Here is a 19,199-nt window from a genome sequence, read left to right as displayed (position 1 = left end):
ATATTCACTTTAGTACGTACTCAAATACTGTTCTCTTTCCCAAGGGTGTACAGTTGTGCGGAACATTTCCCACTCGATTTCTTTGGCCTCAATAAAATGTTCAAACAAATGCTCACCCAAGGCATCAATGATTATTTGATCTTGCTGTAACGCTTCCAGTGCATCCATTAAGGTTGCAGGTAAATCTTTTATACCGTTCTGCTCACGTTCTTTTCTGTCCATCATATAAATATTTCTGTCAACTGCCGTCGGTGGGTTTAGTTTATTTTGAATCCCATCAAGTCCACTCGCTAGCAATACAGACATAGCCATATACGGATTAGCCGATGGATCAACACTTCTGACCTCAATCCGTGTACTTAACCCTCTGGAATAAGGAATACGGACAAGTGGGCTTCGGTTTGTCCCCGACCAGGCAACGTAGCATGGTGCTTCATAACCTGGAACAAGTCGTTTATAGGAATTAACAGTCGGGTTTGTAACGGCCGTGAAATTGGTAGCATGTTTGATCATCCCAGCAGTAAACTGGTATGCAATTTCACTGAGCTGCATATCACCTTGTTGATCAAAAAAGCTGTTTTCCCCATTTTTAAACAAGGACATATTCACATGCATACCGGAACCATTGACACCAAACAGCGGTTTTGGCATAAAAGTTGCGTGGAGATTATGTTTTCTCGCTATCGTTTTCACTACCAATTTGAATGTTTGAATATCGTCTGCATGTTTTACTGCATCTGAGTATTTAAAGTCAATTTCGTGCTGACCTGGTGCTCCTTCATGATGGGATGCCTCAATCTCGAAACCCATTTCTTCCAATTCCAGCACAATATCACGTCGACAGTTTTCCCCTAAATCCGTTGGTGCGAGATCAAAATACCCGCCACGATCATTCAATTCCAGCGATGGGTCACCTTTTTCATCTAATTTGAATAAAAAGAATTCCGGTTCTGTTCCAATATTGAAAGCATCAAAACCTAATTCCTCCATTTTCTGCAAATTGCGTTTCAGGTTATACCGTGGACAGCCTCCAAATGGCGTGCCATCCGGATTATAAATATCACAGATGAACCGTGCCACTTTCCCTTTTTCAGATGTCCAAGGGAAAACAACAAATGTATCAAGGTCAGGGTGCAAATACATGTCTGACTCCTCTATCCGTACGAACCCTTCGATGGATGATCCGTCAAACATCATTTTATTATCTAATGCTTTGTCGAGCTGACTGAGAGGAATTTCAACATTTTTTATTGTTCCCAGCATGTCAGTGAATTGTAGACGGATGAACTGGACGTTTTCCTCCTCGATTTTTTTCATTATTTGTTCTCTTGTCAGACTGTCAGACATTCAGTTTCCTCCTAAGTATAGGTTAATTTTCATTGAAAAAACCTGGATAATTCACCCCGGTGCAAATGAGATCTGCCGGGTATAGTGGTCTCGGTCAATTTCACTTTCAAATATTTTCGAAGTTCACGGTCAGATAAGTCATGACTTGCCGCCATTTCCTTTCTGTCACACTTGTCATCTGAAAGCATAATTTTTTTAATTCCAGCCAAATTAACTCCTTTATCCAGTAATTTTTTTATTTCTAACAAACAATCAACATCGTTAAAGGAAAATAAACGCTGATTACCGGAAGTTCTTGCCGGGGTAATTAAACCATGCGATTCATAATATCGGATTTGCCTAGCTGTTAGTTCTGTCAGCTGCTTGACGATACTTATAGAAAACAACGGCATCGAACGCCGATCCTGATCATTCATTAGAAATCCCCCTTTCTTTATGAAAATAAGATTATCAAATGTTAATTTTATTGTCAATTCCATGTAAGGTTTCTTTACATCATCAATTAAAAAAAGAGCTTGTATAGCTCTTTTTTATTGCGTAATTAGTTCTTTTTGTACTAGCTCCTGCATGGCGGCTTCTAGGGAGAGTTTTACGTGTGCATATGTCAGTCCACCCTGGATAAAAGCCATATATGGTTCGCGAATTGGCCCGTCCGCCGTCAGTTCAAGACTGGCTCCTTGAATGAATGTGCCAGCAGCCATAATTACCTCATCCTCATATCCAGGCATTGCAGACGGATAAGGCTTTACAAAAGCATTCACCGGCGAATGTGCCTGGATTGCCTGACAGAATGCTATCATAAGTTCGGCGCTATTAAATGTTACAGACTGTATCAAATCCGTACGTTTTGCCTGATAGCCCGGGGAAGTCTTAAAACCGGCTAAATCCAAAAATCTTGCTGTTAATATAGCGCCTTTTAATGCTTCTCCAACAATCAGTGGTGCCATGAACAAACCTTGAAACATTTCCTGCAATATATGTAATGTTGCACCAGTTTCTTTTCCTAGGCCCGGAGCAGTCAGTCTGTTAGCGCATTGCTGTACAAGATCTTCTCGGCCGACAATATACCCCCCTGCCCTTACAATTCCGCCACCAGGATTTTTAATCAATGATCCGGCGATGACATCCGCACCGACATGCATCGGTTCTCGCTCTTCAACAAATTCACCATAACAATTGTCAACAAATACTGAAATATCTTTATTTATTTCTTTTACAAAGGTAATCATTTCCTCGATATCTGCAATAGTAAACGATGGTCTATCATCATATCCCTTGGAACGTTGTATAGCAACAACAGCCGTTTCCGGAGATATTTTCCGTTTAATTCCCTCAAAGTCAACGGATCCATTATCCTGCAACTCCACCTGATTATATGTAATATGAAAATCCGTCAATGAGCCAGATTCATCTCCATTGATGCCGATGACGGATTCGAGCGTATCATATGGTTTGCCCGTAATATATAACAGTTCATCACCAGGCCGGAGAAGTCCAAACAAGGTGGTGGAGATAGCGTGTGTACCAGAAACAATCTGGGGGCGGACTAACGCATCCTCTCCTCCGAAAACCTCAGCATACAGCGCCTCTAGTGTTTCCCGGCCAAGATCATCATATCCATATCCTGTCGTCGAATGGAAGTGACTGTCACTGACACGGTTGTTAATGAAGGCGTTAAGAATTCGTTTCTGATTAATCTCAACCAGCCTAGAAACATCTGCATGCCTATTTGTACAGTCTTTTTCTGCTTGTGTCAGTAACTTATTTATCATTTATCATCAAAACTCCTTTAATAAGCCTTTCAGTGGATGATCATGACGGATATATCCCTGTAACATATACATGTTCTGGTCTTCAGCAAATGATCGTTCTGTCATAATCGTTCCTTTTTCCATACGGTGCAACAAATCTCCTTGATCAGGTCGTAATGATACCGAATACCAATCCCACTCGGTCTTCAACACTTCCTCTATTTTTTCCAGAAGTCGATTCATATCATCCGAATAATGTGCACTTATCAGGATATACGGATGATTTGTTGGTATAAAATCATCGGCTATTAAATCTTTTTTGTTATAAACAGTTAGCATTGGAATCGTGTCCGCCTCCAGCTCAAGCAGCAGGTTGTGGACAGTTCGCTCCTGCTGCTCTAGATCCGGATTAGACATATCAACAATATGCAAAATAAAGTCCGCTTCAGCCACTTCTTCCAGCGTGGATCGGAAGGATGCAATAAGTGATGTCGGCAAATCCTGAATAAAGCCGACTGTATCAGTAATGAGCGTCTGAAAACCAGATGGAAGTTGAATCTGGCGTGTCAGTGGATCAAGTGTAGCAAACAGTTGATCTTCGGCAACCGAATCACTTTGTGTCAGTCGGTTAAAAAGGGTGGATTTGCCCGCATTTGTATACCCGACAATCGCAATCTGGAAGACCTCATTGGCTTTTCTTCGTTGGCGATATTGTTCCCGCTGACGAACAACCATCTTCAATTGCCGTTTAATATCATCAATCCGGCCTCGAATATGTCGCTGATCGGTTTCTAGTTTTGTTTCACCTGGACCACGTGTTCCTATGCCGGCACCAAGACGAGACATTTCCTCGCCTCTACCGCGTAATCTTGGCAATGTATACTGAAGCTGGGCGAGTTCGACTTGCAATTTACCTTCTTTTGTACGTGCACGCTGGGCGAAAATATCCAATATTAGCTGGCTCCGGTCAATAACCTGAAACCCGGATTGATCGCTCAGATTACGCAGTTGACCCGGCGAAAGTTCATCGTTGGAGACAATTAGATCAATATCCAGTTCTTCAGCCGCTTCTTTAATTTCGGCTAGTTTTCCCTCACCGATATAGTAAGCAGGGTGTATCTTTTGGCGATTTTGCGTGATGGTCTTTTCAACAAAGCCCCCAGCGGTTTTACAAAGTGAAACAAGCTCCTCGAGTGATGATTCAAATCGTTTTTCATTTTCGCTTGGCATTTTTACAGCAATAATCAATATTCGTTCGGCCATCTATCAATCACTTCCTGTAATACTAATACTTAAAAAGCCTTAACTTTATCATAGCAGATATTACATTATTGGTCATCTAACGACAAATCGGTACCGGTCAGAAAAATCAAATCATCCGGTGAAAATGTTTCCTGATTCAATAATCGTACAGCATGATGCCTGATAGATTGTTCAATAACATTGCGGATGTAGCGAGCGTTCGAAAAATTAATGGCTGTTTCTCGCTTCTTTTTATATAAATGTGTCCGCAGTTTCCATTCTGCCTCTCTCGTTAATTCATATTCACGATCCTGCACCATTTGTCTGGCAATGTTGGTAAGCTGATCAATATCATAGTCCTGAAAATCGAGGATAAATGGAAACCTTGATTTTAATCCGGGATTAAGTGTCAAAAAACGATCCATCTCGTGCGGATATCCTGCCAGGATCAAAACAAAATCATTGTGATGGTCTTCCATGTGCTTCACTAATGTGTCGATTGCCTCTTTACCAAAATCCTTCTCGCCACCGCGCGCCAGTGAGTATGCCTCATCGACAAACAAGATACCTCCCATCGCTTTTTGAATAACTGACCGAGTCTTTTGCGCAGTCTGCCCGATGTACTCACCAACCAAATCTGCACGCTCCGCTTCGATGAAATGACCTTTTGAAAGCAAATTCATGTCAAAATACATTTTGGCTAATTTTCTTGCTACCGTTGTTTTTCCGGTTCCCGGGTTGCCTTTAAACAGCATATGAAGCACTTGATTAGAGCCGGGCAGCCCCATTTCCTTCCGTTTTTCATTAATGACAATCGTAGCGTATACTTCTTTAATCGTTTCTTTTAACTGCTTCATTCCGATAAAGGAAGCGAAGGCTGTATCTATATGTGAGAATGGATTATTTGCTTCATTTCGCATTTTTGTGTTTCCTTCTGGCCGTCCGTTCTTTTTATCTTGCAAAATAATATTAATTTGCCCGTTCTTATTTCGCTGTTTTTGTGTATCCACATCATCACCCCTTCGTCACAATAGCATACGCGATTGCTTGGGGTGGTGTGACAAACGCCCACTTTACACACCGTCTGACAATTTAAAACGGGCGCAAAAAAGCGCCCGTTTACGTGTCTTATTCTTTTTCTAGTGTCACATTTTTTACTGGAGCAAATGTGGAAATGGCATGTTTAAAGATTAATTGCTGTTTTCCATCAGTTTCGATGAGTACAGTGAAATTATCAAATGCTTTCACAAGCCCTCGTAATTGGAATCCGTTCGTCAAGAAAAGTGTAACCGAAATATGGTCTTTCCTCAGTTTGTTCAAATACTGATCCTGAATATTTACTGATTGCGCCATTGTCTTTCCTCCTCTTTTCTATCTATATATAACTACTTCTATATCCTTTATAACATTCCTGCTAAATCATTTGAAATTTTCCCAAATGTTGATTCTATTGTTGAAGGTGTAATCGTGTACCAGTGGACGTTCAACTTATTTCTGAACCACGTATACTGCCTTTTAGCATACCGTCTTGAATTACGCTTTAATAACCGAAACTTTCTTCAAGTGTCTGTTCTCCCTTGAAATAGGGAAGAAATTCCTTATAGCCAATGCCTCGCATCGCTTGGAAATGCTCATATCCTCGGTCATACAGTTTGCGAACCTCGTCAAGCAATCCCTGTTCCATCATGATGTCAACCCGTTTGTTAATTCGCTCATATAAGAGTTCCCGATTCATTTCCAGACCAATCAAAATAGGATTATAGAGCCCTTCGCTCATTTGGTCCTGCTGATACGCCGACATTGTTTTGCCGGTTGTTTCATAGATTTCCAGTGCACGAATCAGACGACGATGATTATTCGGATGAATCTTTGCCGCTTGATCCGGATCAAGCCGCTGCAGCTGATTATACAACTCCATAACACCTTTGTTCTCAAGCTCTTGTTCAAGTCGCTTCGTTACATGTTCATCACGGCGCTGGTCTGCAAAGTTATAATTAAACAAGGCCGCCTGAATATAAAGCCCACTTCCTCCAGCGATAAACGGCAGTTTTTGTTTAGATGCGATATGATCAACATAATGCTGGACATAGTTTTGAAAGTCGGCCGCCGAAAAGTCTTCATCAGGCTGTTTGATATCAATCATATAATGGGGAATTCCTTGTTTTTCCTTGTCGGTAATTTTAGCTGTTCCTATATCTAGCCCTTTATAAACTTGCATGGAATCCCCACTGACGATTTCACCATTAAAACGTTTGGCCACTTCAACACTTATTCGTGATTTACCCACCGCTGTCGGTCCTACAATCGCGATGACTGTTTGCTTCATGAGTATTCCCCTATATCTATTTATTCATACGCACGATATGCATGGAGCATCCAGACATATTTCTCTAATTTTCCCTGGAGGGTGACGAGCAGATCAACAGTTGGTTCGTCGTTTCGTTCAGATGCGTATGGAATCCCCTCTTCCTTTATTTCATGAATGATTTGCTGATAGTCTTCTTTTAGCCTTGCAATCATTTCATCTTCTTTATCATCAGCTGATGCTTCCTCAAGTGTTGCTTCTTTTATGTATTTAACCATGGTTGCCAGTGGCTTGCCGTCAATCATCAACACTCTTTCTGCTATCACATCGATATCGGCTGCAAATGTTGTATACATTTCTTCAAACACCTCGTGCAATTGAAAGAAATGCCGCCCCTGTACAAACCAGTGATACCGGTGCAATTTCACATACATAACAAAATAATTGGACAAAAGCTGATTTAAGAAATTAATAAGCTTTTGATTATCCATTAGACACACCCCTTCCTTTTTCTAGTAGTATTCACGCGGGGTGTGTCATTTATACATCATTCACATGACCCGTTTGAACATTTTTTCAAGTTCATACGAAGAAAAATGGATCACTATTGGGCGTCCATGCGGACATGTGAACGGGTCACGAGATTTTCGCAAATCCTCTAGCAGTCTAGTCATATCTTGCTGATTCAAGTAATGATTAGCTTTGATGGAACGTTTACATGACATCAGTGCGGCAGCATCTTCTCTAATCGCTTCCACGTCAACTTTTTCATGCTGCATAATTTGTTCAATCATTTCCCGGATAATTTCTTCTGCAAAACCTTCAGGAAACCAGGTTGGGTATGACCTTATAATATAGGATTGATTCCCAAACGGTTCAAAAAACAGGCCGACTTTTGCCAGTTCGTCTTTATTTTGATCGATAAAAATGGCCTCTTGCTTCGAAAAATCAAATGTTAATGGAATCAATAGATCTTGTACTTCATTCGCAGCTTGTCCTAACTTTTCCCTGAATTGCTCAAATTTGATTCGTTCTTGCGCGGCATGCTGATCAATCATGTAAAACCCGTTTTCATTTTGAGCAAGAATGTATGTGCCATGCAACTGACCAATTGGATACATGACAGGTATCCTTTCCTGCTCATCGGGATGTGCCGGTGCAGGAGCAGCACCAATCGGCGCTTCCGCATAAGACACCTCCCTAGGGGTATCTTGATTGACCGATTCAATGGTCGGTTCCACAGAAGTGTGCTCACTTTTTCGTGCAACGTTTTCACTGTGTTCCATAACCGGGCTAGCTTCGTTCACACGCTGATTGGATCCGTCTGAAAGAGTTTTCGATTGCACTTCACCTAATGGCATGGAATCCTGGATTGTATACGTGTGCTGTTCCGGCTTTTTTTGCTCCATTTCGGGAATAAGTGATGTACGTCGGAACGTTGAACGAATAGTTTCTTCAATAGCTGTAACTAATTCCTGGTCCTTGCTGAATCTTGCCTCCAGTTTAGTAGGATGCACGTTGACATCAACTAGAATAGGGTCCATTTCAATTGCCAAGACGACAATTGGTGAACGCCCGATTGGGAGCAATGTATGATAGCCTCTGATGATTGCTTGTGTAAGCTGCATGCTCTTGATATAGCGACCATTGATTATGGTAGAAATATAATTTCGGGATGCCCTCGTCACTTCCGGTTTAGCGATATAACCATTGATGGAAAAATCTAGCGTTTCGTGCTGGATTGGTAGCATCTTTCTGGCAGTGCCCATACCGTAAACTTGGCTGATCACTTGTAATAAGTCACCGCTGCCAGTCGTTTTAAAGATTGATTTATTATTATGGCGCAGTTCAAAACGAATTCCGGGATGGGACAAGGCCAAACGATTTAAAAGATCGGTTATATGGCCAAGTTCCGTATGGATGGTTTTCATATACTTCAATCGTGCCGGCGTATTGAAAAACAAATCCTCCACGGTAATCTCCGTACCTTTGCGGGCGTCACTTTTCGAGCGGTCTTTCACCACACCACCTTCAAGTGACAGATACGTTCCTGCGTGGTCACCCTGGGACGTTTTGACCGTCAATCTGCTGACAGCTGCAATACTGGCAAGTGCCTCCCCACGAAAGCCCAGCGTATGGACGCGAAATAAATCTGTTTCGTTTTTTATTTTACTTGTCGCATGTCGTAGAAAAGCCTTCTCTGCATCTTCTTCTGTCATTCCGGCACCATTATCTGTCACCTTAATCATTTGCAATCCAGCTTCGGCTAAGTCAATCGTTATGAAAGTACTGCCGGCATCGATGCTATTTTCGATTAATTCCTTTACGACAGAGGCAGGACGCTCCACCACTTCTCCTGCGGCTATTTTATTTGCAAGTGCATCCGGCAGTTGAAAAATACCCATGGCAATCGTCCTTTCTCAGCTTATTTTTTCGCCTTTTGCTGCAGGCGGTACAATTCATTCATCGCATCCAGTGGTGTCATTTCTAATAGGTTAATATTTTTCAAATCAGTGACAATAATAGATTCCGGCTCGTCTACATTGGTTTTAAGCTCAGTTTTTTTACTTTCACTAGCAAAAAACGATAATTGACCTGAATCATCCGGAAGTTTTTCATCATTGTTTTCTAAGTGGTCCAGAATAGTATTTGCCCTGTCAATCAGCGGTGTCGGAAGGTCTGCTAATTTTGCCACATGAATCCCGTAACTCTGATCAGCGGCTCCTTCGTTGACTTGATGAAGAAACACAACGTTTCCTTCGTATTCTTCTGCACGGACATGTATATTTTTCAGTTTGTCCAAGGTATCTTCAAGCGCGGTCAGCTCATGGTAATGCGTTGAAAATACTGTTTTGGCACCGATATGATCATGAATGTGCTCAACAATCGCCTGTGCCAGCGCCATCCCATCATATGTACTCGTTCCGCGACCTATTTCATCCAACAGTATCAGGCTATTTTCGGTAGCGTTCGTAATAGCATGGTTAGCCTCAAGCATTTCAACCATGAACGTGCTCTGTCCAGATACTAGGTCATCAGCAGCGCCAATGCGAGTGAAAATTTGATCAAACAGAATGAGTTCTGCTTCATTGCAAGGGACATAACAGCCAATTTGCCCCATGATGACTGTTAATGCCAGCTGACGCATATACGTGCTCTTTCCGGACATGTTCGGGCCAGTAATCAACAGAATCTCCGTTTCATTATCAAGCAAAATATCATTCGGGACAAATGAGTCACTTTTCATTACCTGTTCCACAACTGGATGCCGCCCCTTGCTAATGGATAGCCGATTTTGCGAAAATACCGGACGTGTATATCGGTTTGCTTCACTCACCGTCGCAAATCCCTGAAGTACATCAATCTGACTGACTATTTCAGCCAAGAACTGAATCGACGGGATATGGGCTTTTACTTGTTCACGAATTTCATTAAATAAATCGTATTCCAGCTGAACACTTTTTTCTTCTGCTTCCAGAATTAATTCCTCTTTTTCTTTCAACTCCGGTGTTATAAAGCGTTCAGCGTTGGTGAGTGTCTGCCGCCGTTCATATCTGTCTTCCGGCAAAAGGTGCAAGTTTGCTTTCGTTACTTCGATATAATAGCCGAAAACACGATTGAAACCTACTTTTAATGATTTAATACCCGTTTCCTTCTTTTCTTTCTGCTCTAGCTCGGCAATCCATTGCTTACCATTGATCGATGCCTCCCGATATGTATCCAGCTTTTCATGGTAACCATCTTTAATAATGGACCCCTCTGTAATGGATACCGGTGGGTCATCAGCCAGGCTTGCATCAAGTATAGAAAAAAGTTGCTCCGGATACTGCAAATTATTATTTAATGTATTTATCCCATCACCATTGAATTGGCTTAAAATTTGCTTCAAGTCAGGGATTTGTGCGAGCGACTGCTTCAACTGGATTAAATCACGCGCATTCACATTCCCATAAGCAATTCTGCCAGCAAGGCGCTCAAGATCATAGATTGATTTTAATGCCTCCCGTAATGTGTCACGCTCCATAAAATCTGTTAAAAACCCTTCAACGATATCAAGACGTTGTTCTATTTCCCATTTGTTCAAAAGCGGGCGATCCAGCCACTTCTTGAGCATGCGTGATCCCATTGCTGTTACTGTCTGGTCAAGTACCCATAACAGACTACCGTGTTTTCCCTTTTTCAGAATGGTTTCGGTCAATTCAAGGTTACGTTTAGAGAACATATCCAATGACAAATAATGATCGAGCTTGATCTCCGTAGCCGGCTGCAAGTGATCAAGTGACCGTTTTTGCGTTTCCTGAATATAATTAAATAGCCGGCTACATGCTTGAACTAGCCGGTCATCGTCCAAACCGCTACACAAATCTTGATAGTCACTGTTAAAGGTATTTTGATCTTGAAATGATAAAGTGATGTTCAGTTTTTCTTTCAGTTCGTCCTGCAAAGCTTTTGGAAGCTCAGAGGAAATTACCATTTCTCTCACTGGCTGGTTATAAAGTTCATGCACGACAGCATTCCATCCATTTGCAATGAGCGCAACGTTCGTCTCACCAATTGATAGGTCGTTATACGCAATCACATAAGATCCATCAGGGAAATAGGATAGACTGGCAATATAGTTGTTATCCCGTTCCTCCAGCATATTATTTTCCATGACAGTCCCCGGCGTGATTAACTGGATGACTTCACGTTTGACAACCCCTTTCGCTGCTTTCGGATCCTCAACCTGTTCACATATGGCTACTTTATAACCTTTATCGATTAAATTTTTTATATAGTTTTCTGCAGAATGGTATGGAACACCGCACATCGGGATGGGGTCTTGTTTTCCCCCATCCCTCTTGGTTAATGTTATTTCTAATTCTCTCGCAGCATGGACGGCATCATCAAAAAACATTTCATAAAAGTCACCTAGGCGAAAGAATAAAAATGCGTCTTTATAGTTAGCCTTTATTTGTAAATATTGTTCCATCATCGGTGTATGGCCAGCCATATTGAATCCTCCAAAACATACGAATATATTGTTCTATTATAGCATAGTTTGCCGATATAAGACGACAACCGGGATACATCTGTGCAAAAAAAACTTACGAGAGTATTACCCCTCGTAAGTGATTCAGTCTTTGTCACGCTCATTAATAAAATTCGGTTCTACTTCATTGAGTTCATCATCGGTGACATCAAATCCCCAGTCATCATCATCATCAAATGTGTAACCTTTTGGGTCAACCTTAACAGCTACCTTAGTCTCGCCAATGATCTGAACAACAAATTCACGTTCTACATCAACAGCAATCGTGTTCCCATGACTGTCTATTTCACACTCAAGACAATTCGGCTGCTGAACCACCTTAGCTATCACATCAAAATCATCGTTCAAGACATTGTCATCTTTAACGGAGAGAGGAATGTAATCAGTATACGTGACACGTTCGGTAACTACTTCTGTTTTTGTGTTATCATTGTACGAATACCAGATATTGATGTCATAGCTGCCATTCACTTCTACGGTGTCCTCGGACTTTTTCTTGGCATTGTAGCGATGATTGATAACCCAGCACCCAAGAATACTTGATGCCCGGTGTGACGGCTGGATGTTATGCGTCGCCTGAGTGAACTTTCTTCCTTTACCACAAACAGCCTTCGTAATGACTTCTCTAAAATCATGATCAAGAAATGACATAGTTCGTTACCTCCTTTTCTCACTGTCATCGTATGCAAGACAAATACCTAAAGTGAATAATGACACGACAAGAAGGTAACAGAAAAAACCGGGATAAATATTTTCCCGGCTTTCCTTCACATGCTATATTATGGGTAAGAGACGAACGCTCTATTATTTTGGTTAGTTTTTGGAAAAACTCTAATATTTACTGCTGACTATTTGTTATTTCATCTGCCTGTTTTGTTCCCGTTGTACCGGCCAGGAGATCACCACCCGTTGACGTGATTACATTGTTGGTCACTTCACGGGATATTGTTCCGGATACAAGTTGCAGTACATCGTTGACGACACCTTGCGTTTCTTTGAATTCCTGGACAATTGGGATAGCATCCACTTCGGCATGAAGTCGGTCAATTTCTTCCTCCACATTTTTCAGCGCTTCTGTTTTTTCATACGCCTGGAAGTTAACCGCTTGTTTCTGCAATGTTTTTATTTTTTTGATCAGCTTCTGCACTTTTTGATTCGCATTAAGTTTCGCTTCTACTTGTTTAAACCGGTTAATCTCTTCCGTGTTCGCCAGCATGTTTGCCAGATTTTTCGCCTCATCTAAAATTTCTTTACGTGTATATTGTGCCATATCATTTCACCTCTGCTGTCGTTTCCACCATAACCCCGTTTAACGACCATGTTTTTGCTTCTGTAATTCGAACATCGACAATGCTGCCGATTGCTGATTCCGGTCCTTTAAAGTTGACCAGCTTATTACGCTCCGTATACCCGGCAAGCACATCAGGATCTTTCTTACTTTCACCCTCGACAAGGACTTTCACAACTTGATCCTTGTATTGTTGCATCGATTCAGCTGATTGTTTGTTAACAAGCTCATTCAAGCGGTAAAGTCGCTGCTTTTTAACTTCTTCCGGTATATTATCTTTCTTGCGTGCTGCTGGTGTACCTTCCCGCGGTGAATAGATGAATGTAAACGCAGCTTCAAATCCTACTTCCTCTACTAGTGACATGGTCTCTTCAAACTGTTCCTCTGTCTCATTCGGGAACCCAACGATAATATCCGTTGTCAGTGTCGCATTCGGCATCGCTTTACGAATCTTGCGTACTAATTCCAAATATTCTTCGCGTGTATATTTACGATTCATTTTCTTAAGAATCTCGCTGCTGCCCGATTGTACCGGTAAATGGATATGGTCAAGCAGATTGCCACCTTGTGCAAGCACCTCAATAAGCCGGTCGTCAAAGTCTCTTGGGTGTGACGTTGTAAAGCGTATCCGTGGAATATCGATCTTATGCAGCTCGTCCATTAAATCGCCAAGACCATATTCCGAATCCTCAAAGTCTTTGCCATAAGCATTCACATTCTGCCCAAGCAGGGTAACCTCCTTATAGCCTTGCGCTGCCAACTGACGCACTTCCTGGATAATGTCCTCCGGCAGGCGACTGCGTTCTTTACCACGAGTCATTGGTACAATACAGTAGGTGCAGAACTTATCACAGCCATACATGATGTTAACCCACGCTTTAATATTTCCTTTACGTGCTTTCGGAAGGTTTTCAATGATATCGCCTTCCTTGGACCATACTTCCACCACTTTTTCCTTTCCAAACATCGCTTCTTTGACAAGTTGTGGGAGACGGTGAATGTTATGGGTACCGAAAATTAAATCTACTTGCGGATGCTTCTGCATAATCCGATTAACGACTTTCTCTTCCTGGGACATACACCCACACACACCAAGAATTAAATCAGGCTTTTCCCGTTTTAATGCTTTCAGATGCCCAATTTCTCCAAACACTTTATTCTCTGCGTTTTCTCTAATCGCACAAGTATTTAACAGAATAATATCCGCTTCGTGCTGATCATTCGTTGATTCATAACCCATTTCAGATAAAATTCCGGCCATCACTTCAGTATCGTGTTCATTCATTTGACAGCCGTATGTACGAATCATGAATTTCCTGCCTTCCCCGATATTTTCCATATCTTCCGGGATGCCGAAATTGTAATGTACCTCCACATCATCACGGCCGCGTTTCCTTGCTTTATTCAAGTTCGGTGGTTCGTAGGTTGTCTCAAAATATTTGCTAATCAAATCATCGCTGGACATATTTTTTAGCCGGTCCATGTTATCCGCGTCGGATTTTACGTCCGCCGGATTCTCGGGCTGTTTAATTTGCGATTGTTGTTTCCGCTGCTGTTCGTTCATATCGCAACTCCTTTCCTTATATATAAAAGAGCTTTTCTACATAATCATACATTATTTCATTATAAAGGTTTCGGCCAAATTAAACAATAGATGTCATATTCGACCGAACCAAAAAAATTCTAATCAACGGGAACCTTAGTCATCCTTAGTTACTGCGTTATTAACGTATAATGAAATTGTTACTGGGCAGTGTTATGAGTGCATTTCAGATGCATACGAGCTGTGAGGCAAATAAAAAAGTGCTGCGCATGTGCACAACACTGAAAACATATCCATTTTACATTATCTTGGTTCTACAATCAGTTTAATCGCTGTTCGTTCTTCTTCTTCAATCATAATATCGGTGAATGCCGGTATACAAATGAGATCAACCCCGCTTGGCGCAACGAATCCCCTTGCGATGGCGACTGCCTTAACCGCCTGATTCAATGCACCGGCCCCGATCGCCTGTATCTCCGCTGAACCTCTTTCCCGTAGGACGTTTGCAAGTGCACCTGCTACTGAATTTGGATTTGATTTAGCTGACACTTTTAATACTTCCACTACTGGTACCTCCTTCATTTACTATTGTAGTTCTAATGCTACTATATTCTTGGAGATATTATCTTATAACCTTCATTATGCAACAATTATTCTAAACATTCAAATATTCAATTCGCAAGTGACACATCCAGCCTATTTAACCACTTCTTTACAAACTGTCAAAGGGGTGATCATCATTTATCATAATTCGTTCAATTACAGAAGCTTTACCTGTCTTTTTATCAATATCCACAATTATTCCATTCAATTGATTCCGTCCGTTTTTATCAATTTCAAAGCGTACTGGCAAACTTGTCAAAAACTTTTTCATCACTGCCTCTTTTTCCATTCCCAGAATAGCATCATAAGGACCAGTCATACCGACGTCTGTTATGAAAGCTGTACCACTTGGTAATATGCGTTCATCCGCGGTCTGTGTATGTGTATGTGTTCCGACTACAGCACTGACCCTACCGTCCAAATACCATCCCATTGCCTGCTTTTCACTAGTTGCCTCCGCATGAAAATCAACAAAAATAATATTGGTCCGTTTCCTAGCTATTTCAATCAGTTCATCCATCTTCCGGAATGGGTCATCTATCGCCGGGAGAAACGTTCGCCCCTGTGCGTTAACGACAGCTACCTCCGTTCCATTTATATTAACAAACGTGATACCTTTTCCAGGGGTGCCCTCCGGAAAATTGGCCGGCCGAATCATATTTTTGGCTTCATCTATAAACTCAAATATTTCTTTTTTATCCCACGTATGATTGCCCATCGTAATGACATGAGCACCCCACTGCAGAAATTGCTTATAGATTTTTTGTGTAATTCCTTTGCCTGCCGCAGCGTTTTCCCCATTGATAATGGTCATATCAGGACGGTATTTCGCTTTCAATTCGGGCAGATAAGCCTGTACCATATCTCTTCCTGGTGATCCTGCCACATCACCGATAAATAGTATTTTCATGGACCTCATCCTAACTTATTATGTAATTTCAGTGTTGCATATTGCAATTATATTGTAAAGTAAAGCAGAAGCGGTCTAGCTGACCGCTTCTGCTTAGATCTTCCTTCAGTGATTTCGCCGCTTAATATGTTAGTGTACCACAAAGGTCGTAATGCTTTGAATCCTGCAAAGACGGCTCACACGTTAAGTTTTATTTGGCGTATTCCACTGCTCGCGTTTCTCTGATAACTGTCACTTTAATATGGCCCGGATAATCAAGTTCGCCTTCAATTTGCTTTCGAATATCACGTGCCACCCGAACAGAATCAATATCGTCAATTTCATCAGGTTTAACCATAATCCGGATTTCTCTTCCTGCTTGAATGGCAAAGGATTTTTCAACACCGACAAATGATTCCGAGATTTCTTCCAATTTCTCGAGACGCTTAATGTAATTTTCCAGTGTCTCACTTCTGGCACCAGGTCTTGCAGCTGATAAGGCATCGGCTGCAGCAACCAGAACCGAAATGATGGAAGTTGCCTCCTCATCACCATGGTGTGAAGCAATAGAATTAATAACTACTTCAGGTTCCTTATACTTTATACCAAGCTCCTTGCCAATTTCAACATGGCTTCCTTCCACTTCATGATCGATTGCTTTGCCGATATCATGAAGCAGGCCGGCTCTTTTTGCCAATGTTTCATCTTCACCTAACTCAGCAGCAAGCAGCCCGGAGAGGTATGCTACTTCAGTGGAGTGCTTTAATACATTTTGACCATAGCTTGTACGATATTTCAAGCGGCCGAGTATCTTGACGAGGTCTGGGTGCAGTCCGTGGATGCCAACCTCAAACGTCGTTTCTTCTCCAACCTCACGTATATAGTCATCAACATCACGCCTTGCTTTATCGACCATTTCTTCAATTCTGGCAGGATGTATCCGTCCATCTTGAACAAGCCGTTCCAATGCCATGCGGGCAATTTCGCGGCGAATTGGATCAAACCCTGACAACACGACCGCTTCCGGCGTGTCATCAATAATAAGGTCAATTCCGGTCAAAGTTTCCAATGTCCGAATGTTACGCCCTTCCCTTCCGATAATTCGTCCTTTCATTTCATCGTTCGGAAGGTTGACAACCGATACAGTTGTTTCCGCAACATGGTCGGCAGCACAGCGTTGCAGGGCCAGTGAAAGAATGCTTTTAGCCTTTTTATCAGCTTCTTCCTTAGCCCGGTTTTCAGCTTCTTTAATCATTAATGCCGATTCATGGCTGACCTCTTGCTCAACACGGTCTAGAATCACCTGTTTTGCCTGGTCAGTAGTGTAACCCGAAATCCGTTCTAGCTCTGTTTGCTGCTCACTAAGCATTGCTTCCACTTTGCTTTCCATTTCTTCAATTTGTTGTTGTTTTTCTGTTAATGATTCTTCTTTTCCCTCCAGTGTAGTTTCTCGCTTATCAAGCGTTTCACTCTTTTTGTCCAGACTTTCTTCCTTTTGCATCAGACGATTTTCCTGCTTTTGAACTTCCATCCGGCGCTCGCGCAGTTCATCCTCTGTCTCCTGGCGAAGTTTATGATTTTCATCCTTTGCCTCGAGAAGCGCTTCCTTCTTTGCGGCATCTGCATTTCGATGAGCTTCATCAACTATCTGTTTTGCCAAATTTTCCGCACTGGATATTTTAGCTTCTGCAATTGATCGGCGAATCAAATAACCAACAACAATACCGACGATTAGGATTACGGCAAGCAAAATGGAGATGATTAAAGGATTATCCATGAGTTCACCTCCTATTGCTGTAAAGTTGTACAATTGATTCATTATTGTCGGCATGTACAATGTTCAATAATAAATAATTTAATGTATAATAAACTATAAAATTATACAAGTTAATTTTAATTGTACCTATAACCAATGTCAAGAAATCCTCACAAGTTATCCGCAATTTATAAAATAAAATTCCATAGGTGGAGTGCCGACGTGAGGCCTTGCTATCCCCTTGATCCTACTCGTATAAGATAAAATAATCCCTTCGCGGACAGCAAAGGGATTTGAAAATAAAACTATTTAGCTACAATTAGCCTCAGACATCCAGACTTTCCTGGTTTTGGTCCTCAGTTTCCTCTTCCGGGCCATCGTCCAGATTATGATGCTTGCGGATTGCTTGATGAATTTCTAATTTGATATCCTCATTTTCTTTTAGGAACTGTTTGGCATTTTCTCGTCCTTGACCAAGCCGTTCACTATTATAGGAATACCATGCACCGCTTTTAGTAATAATATCTAAATCTGATCCAATATCCAGAATTTCACCTTCTTTAGAAATTCCTTCTCCATACATAACATCGACTTCTGCCTGTTTAAATGGTGGGGCAACTTTATTTTTAACTACTTTTAATCTAGCTTTGTTCCCTACCATATCATTTCCCTGTTTCAATGTTTCCGCGCGTCGAACTTCAAGTCTGACAGATGAATAGAATTTAAGCGCACGGCCGCCGGGAGTTGTTTCCGGATTCCCGAACATGACACCGACCTTTTCTCTAATTTGATTAATGAAAATTGCCGTTGTCTTTGATTTATTAATAGCGCCGGACAATTTCCGTAAAGCCTGTGACATTAGACGTGCCTGGAGTCCGACATGGGAATCACCCATTTCACCTTCAATCTCTGCTTTCGGTACCAGTGCAGCAACCGAATCTACCACAATGATGTCAACGGCCCCACTGCGAACGAGCGCCTCAGCGATTTCCAACGCCTGCTCACCTGTGTCAGGTTGGGACAAGAGCAATTCTTCAATATCTACTCCAAGTGCCCGGGCATATGTCGGATCGAGTGCATGCTCAGCATCGATGAACGCAGCTTGTCCTCCTTGTTGCTGCGCCTCAGCAATAGCATGCAGGGCAACGGTCGTTTTACCGGACGACTCCGGTCCATAAATTTCCACAACGCGCCCTCTAGGGTAACCTCCAATTCCCAGTGCAACATCTAAAGCGAGTGAACCACTGGGGATGGTTGCAACCTTTTGTCCTTCCTGTTCCCCCAGTTTCATGATCGAGCCTTTGCCGAATTGTTTTTCAATTTGTTTCAACGCCATATCCAACGCTTGTTTTTTATCTCCCAACGAGGTAACCTCCTTAAATGAACTAGTTCCATCATACGCTTTTTTCAGCGATTTGCCAAGAAAGAAACGAATAGATGTTC

Annotated in this window: 16 protein-coding genes and 1 pseudogene; all 17 read right to left on the bottom strand. The window is 41.8% G+C overall.

The window, feature by feature from the left end; genetic code table 11:
* Positions 1-9 precede the first annotated feature (9 nt).
* The 17 genes and pseudogenes from glnA to recA all read right to left on the bottom strand — a co-directional run bounded on the left by glnA (position 10) and on the right by recA (position 19,119).
* Positions 10-1,347, bottom strand: coding sequence for a type I glutamate--ammonia ligase (gene glnA / locus FFL34_RS17230; RefSeq protein WP_138604542.1), 1,338 nt, complete (start codon positions 1,345-1,347; stop codon positions 10-12).
* A gap of 29 nt (positions 1,348-1,376) precedes the next feature.
* Entirely contained in the window at positions 1,377-1,763 is a 387-nt protein-coding gene (locus tag FFL34_RS17225) for a MerR family transcriptional regulator (protein ID WP_138604541.1), read from the bottom strand.
* A gap of 114 nt (positions 1,764-1,877) precedes the next feature.
* Positions 1,878-3,119: a methionine gamma-lyase family protein gene (locus tag FFL34_RS17220; protein WP_138604540.1), complete on the bottom strand. Its 1,242-nt coding sequence runs from the start codon at positions 3,117-3,119 to the stop codon at positions 1,878-1,880.
* 6 nt (positions 3,120-3,125) lie between these two features.
* Positions 3,126-4,361 (bottom strand): GTPase HflX, encoded by a 1,236-nt coding sequence (gene hflX, locus FFL34_RS17215; protein WP_138604539.1) that lies wholly within the window; start codon positions 4,359-4,361, stop codon positions 3,126-3,128.
* A gap of 65 nt (positions 4,362-4,426) precedes the next feature.
* Positions 4,427-5,350 (bottom strand): stage V sporulation protein K, encoded by a 924-nt coding sequence (spoVK, locus tag FFL34_RS17210; protein WP_138604538.1) that lies wholly within the window; start codon positions 5,348-5,350, stop codon positions 4,427-4,429.
* A gap of 118 nt (positions 5,351-5,468) precedes the next feature.
* Positions 5,469-5,693, bottom strand: a complete 225-nt coding sequence (gene hfq, locus FFL34_RS17205) for an RNA chaperone Hfq (RefSeq protein ID WP_138604537.1) — start codon at positions 5,691-5,693, stop codon at positions 5,469-5,471.
* A gap of 47 nt (positions 5,694-5,740) precedes the next feature.
* A pseudogene (gene miaA / locus FFL34_RS17200) lies at positions 5,741-6,666 on the bottom strand (tRNA (adenosine(37)-N6)-dimethylallyltransferase MiaA).
* 20 nt (positions 6,667-6,686) lie between these two features.
* Positions 6,687-7,136: a Dps family protein gene (locus FFL34_RS17195; RefSeq protein ID WP_138604536.1), complete on the bottom strand. Its 450-nt coding sequence runs from the start codon at positions 7,134-7,136 to the stop codon at positions 6,687-6,689.
* A gap of 60 nt (positions 7,137-7,196) precedes the next feature.
* On the bottom strand, positions 7,197-9,050 hold the full coding sequence (mutL, locus tag FFL34_RS17190; protein WP_138604535.1) for a DNA mismatch repair endonuclease MutL: 1,854 nt from the start codon (positions 9,048-9,050) through the stop codon (positions 7,197-7,199).
* 20 nt (positions 9,051-9,070) lie between these two features.
* On the bottom strand, positions 9,071-11,638 hold the full coding sequence (gene mutS, locus FFL34_RS17185; RefSeq protein ID WP_138604534.1) for a DNA mismatch repair protein MutS: 2,568 nt from the start codon (positions 11,636-11,638) through the stop codon (positions 9,071-9,073).
* 123 nt (positions 11,639-11,761) lie between these two features.
* Positions 11,762-12,328: an outer spore coat protein CotE gene (cotE, locus tag FFL34_RS17180; RefSeq protein ID WP_138604533.1), complete on the bottom strand. Its 567-nt coding sequence runs from the start codon at positions 12,326-12,328 to the stop codon at positions 11,762-11,764.
* A gap of 187 nt (positions 12,329-12,515) precedes the next feature.
* Positions 12,516-12,947 carry a YlbF/YmcA family competence regulator gene (locus tag FFL34_RS17175; protein ID WP_138604532.1) on the bottom strand — a complete coding sequence of 144 codons (432 nt, stop codon included), beginning with the start codon at positions 12,945-12,947 and terminating at the stop codon, positions 12,516-12,518.
* Between the two features lies 1 nt (position 12,948).
* Positions 12,949-14,529, bottom strand: a complete 1,581-nt coding sequence (miaB, locus tag FFL34_RS17170) for a tRNA (N6-isopentenyl adenosine(37)-C2)-methylthiotransferase MiaB (protein WP_138604531.1) — start codon at positions 14,527-14,529, stop codon at positions 12,949-12,951.
* 282 nt (positions 14,530-14,811) lie between these two features.
* On the bottom strand, positions 14,812-15,072 hold the full coding sequence (locus FFL34_RS17165) for a stage V sporulation protein S (protein WP_010530699.1): 261 nt from the start codon (positions 15,070-15,072) through the stop codon (positions 14,812-14,814).
* 148 nt (positions 15,073-15,220) lie between these two features.
* Positions 15,221-16,021, bottom strand: coding sequence for a TIGR00282 family metallophosphoesterase (locus FFL34_RS17160; RefSeq protein ID WP_138604530.1), 801 nt, complete (start codon positions 16,019-16,021; stop codon positions 15,221-15,223).
* A gap of 190 nt (positions 16,022-16,211) precedes the next feature.
* Positions 16,212-17,777: a ribonuclease Y gene (rny, locus tag FFL34_RS17155; RefSeq protein WP_138604529.1), complete on the bottom strand. Its 1,566-nt coding sequence runs from the start codon at positions 17,775-17,777 to the stop codon at positions 16,212-16,214.
* Between the two features lie 304 nt (positions 17,778-18,081).
* Positions 18,082-19,119: a recombinase RecA gene (gene recA / locus FFL34_RS17150; RefSeq protein WP_138604528.1), complete on the bottom strand. Its 1,038-nt coding sequence runs from the start codon at positions 19,117-19,119 to the stop codon at positions 18,082-18,084.
* Positions 19,120-19,199: the final 80 nt, after the last annotated feature.

Origin of the sequence: Lentibacillus cibarius, from assembly GCF_005887555.1 — a bacterium.
GTDB classification, from domain to species: Bacteria; Bacillota; Bacilli; order Bacillales; family Amphibacillaceae; genus Lentibacillus; species Lentibacillus cibarius.
Note: the sequence above shows the minus strand (reverse complement) of the source record. Positions and strands in the feature narration are given on the sequence as shown.

Coding starts and splice junctions, on each gene's coding strand:
- rny (WP_138604529.1), bottom strand. CDS start 17,777: ATGGATAATCCTTTAATCATCTCCATTTTGCTTGCCGTAATCCTAATC.
- hflX (WP_138604539.1), bottom strand. CDS start 4,361: ATGGCCGAACGAATATTGATTATTGCTGTAAAAATGCCAAGCGAAAAT.
- mutS (WP_138604534.1), bottom strand. CDS start 11,638: ATGGCTGGCCATACACCGATGATGGAACAATATTTACAAATAAAGGCT.
- FFL34_RS17225 (WP_138604541.1), bottom strand. CDS start 1,763: ATGAATGATCAGGATCGGCGTTCGATGCCGTTGTTTTCTATAAGTATC.
- glnA (WP_138604542.1), bottom strand. CDS start 1,347: ATGTCTGACAGTCTGACAAGAGAACAAATAATGAAAAAAATCGAGGAG.
- FFL34_RS17195 (WP_138604536.1), bottom strand. CDS start 7,136: ATGGATAATCAAAAGCTTATTAATTTCTTAAATCAGCTTTTGTCCAAT.
- FFL34_RS17175 (WP_138604532.1), bottom strand. CDS start 12,947: ATGGCACAATATACACGTAAAGAAATTTTAGATGAGGCGAAAAATCTG.
- mutL (WP_138604535.1), bottom strand. CDS start 9,050: ATGGGTATTTTTCAACTGCCGGATGCACTTGCAAATAAAATAGCCGCA.
- hfq (WP_138604537.1), bottom strand. CDS start 5,693: ATGGCGCAATCAGTAAATATTCAGGATCAGTATTTGAACAAACTGAGG.
- miaB (WP_138604531.1), bottom strand. CDS start 14,529: ATGAACGAACAGCAGCGGAAACAACAATCGCAAATTAAACAGCCCGAG.
- FFL34_RS17220 (WP_138604540.1), bottom strand. CDS start 3,119: ATGATAAATAAGTTACTGACACAAGCAGAAAAAGACTGTACAAATAGG.
- FFL34_RS17160 (WP_138604530.1), bottom strand. CDS start 16,021: ATGAAAATACTATTTATCGGTGATGTGGCAGGATCACCAGGAAGAGAT.
- cotE (WP_138604533.1), bottom strand. CDS start 12,328: ATGTCATTTCTTGATCATGATTTTAGAGAAGTCATTACGAAGGCTGTT.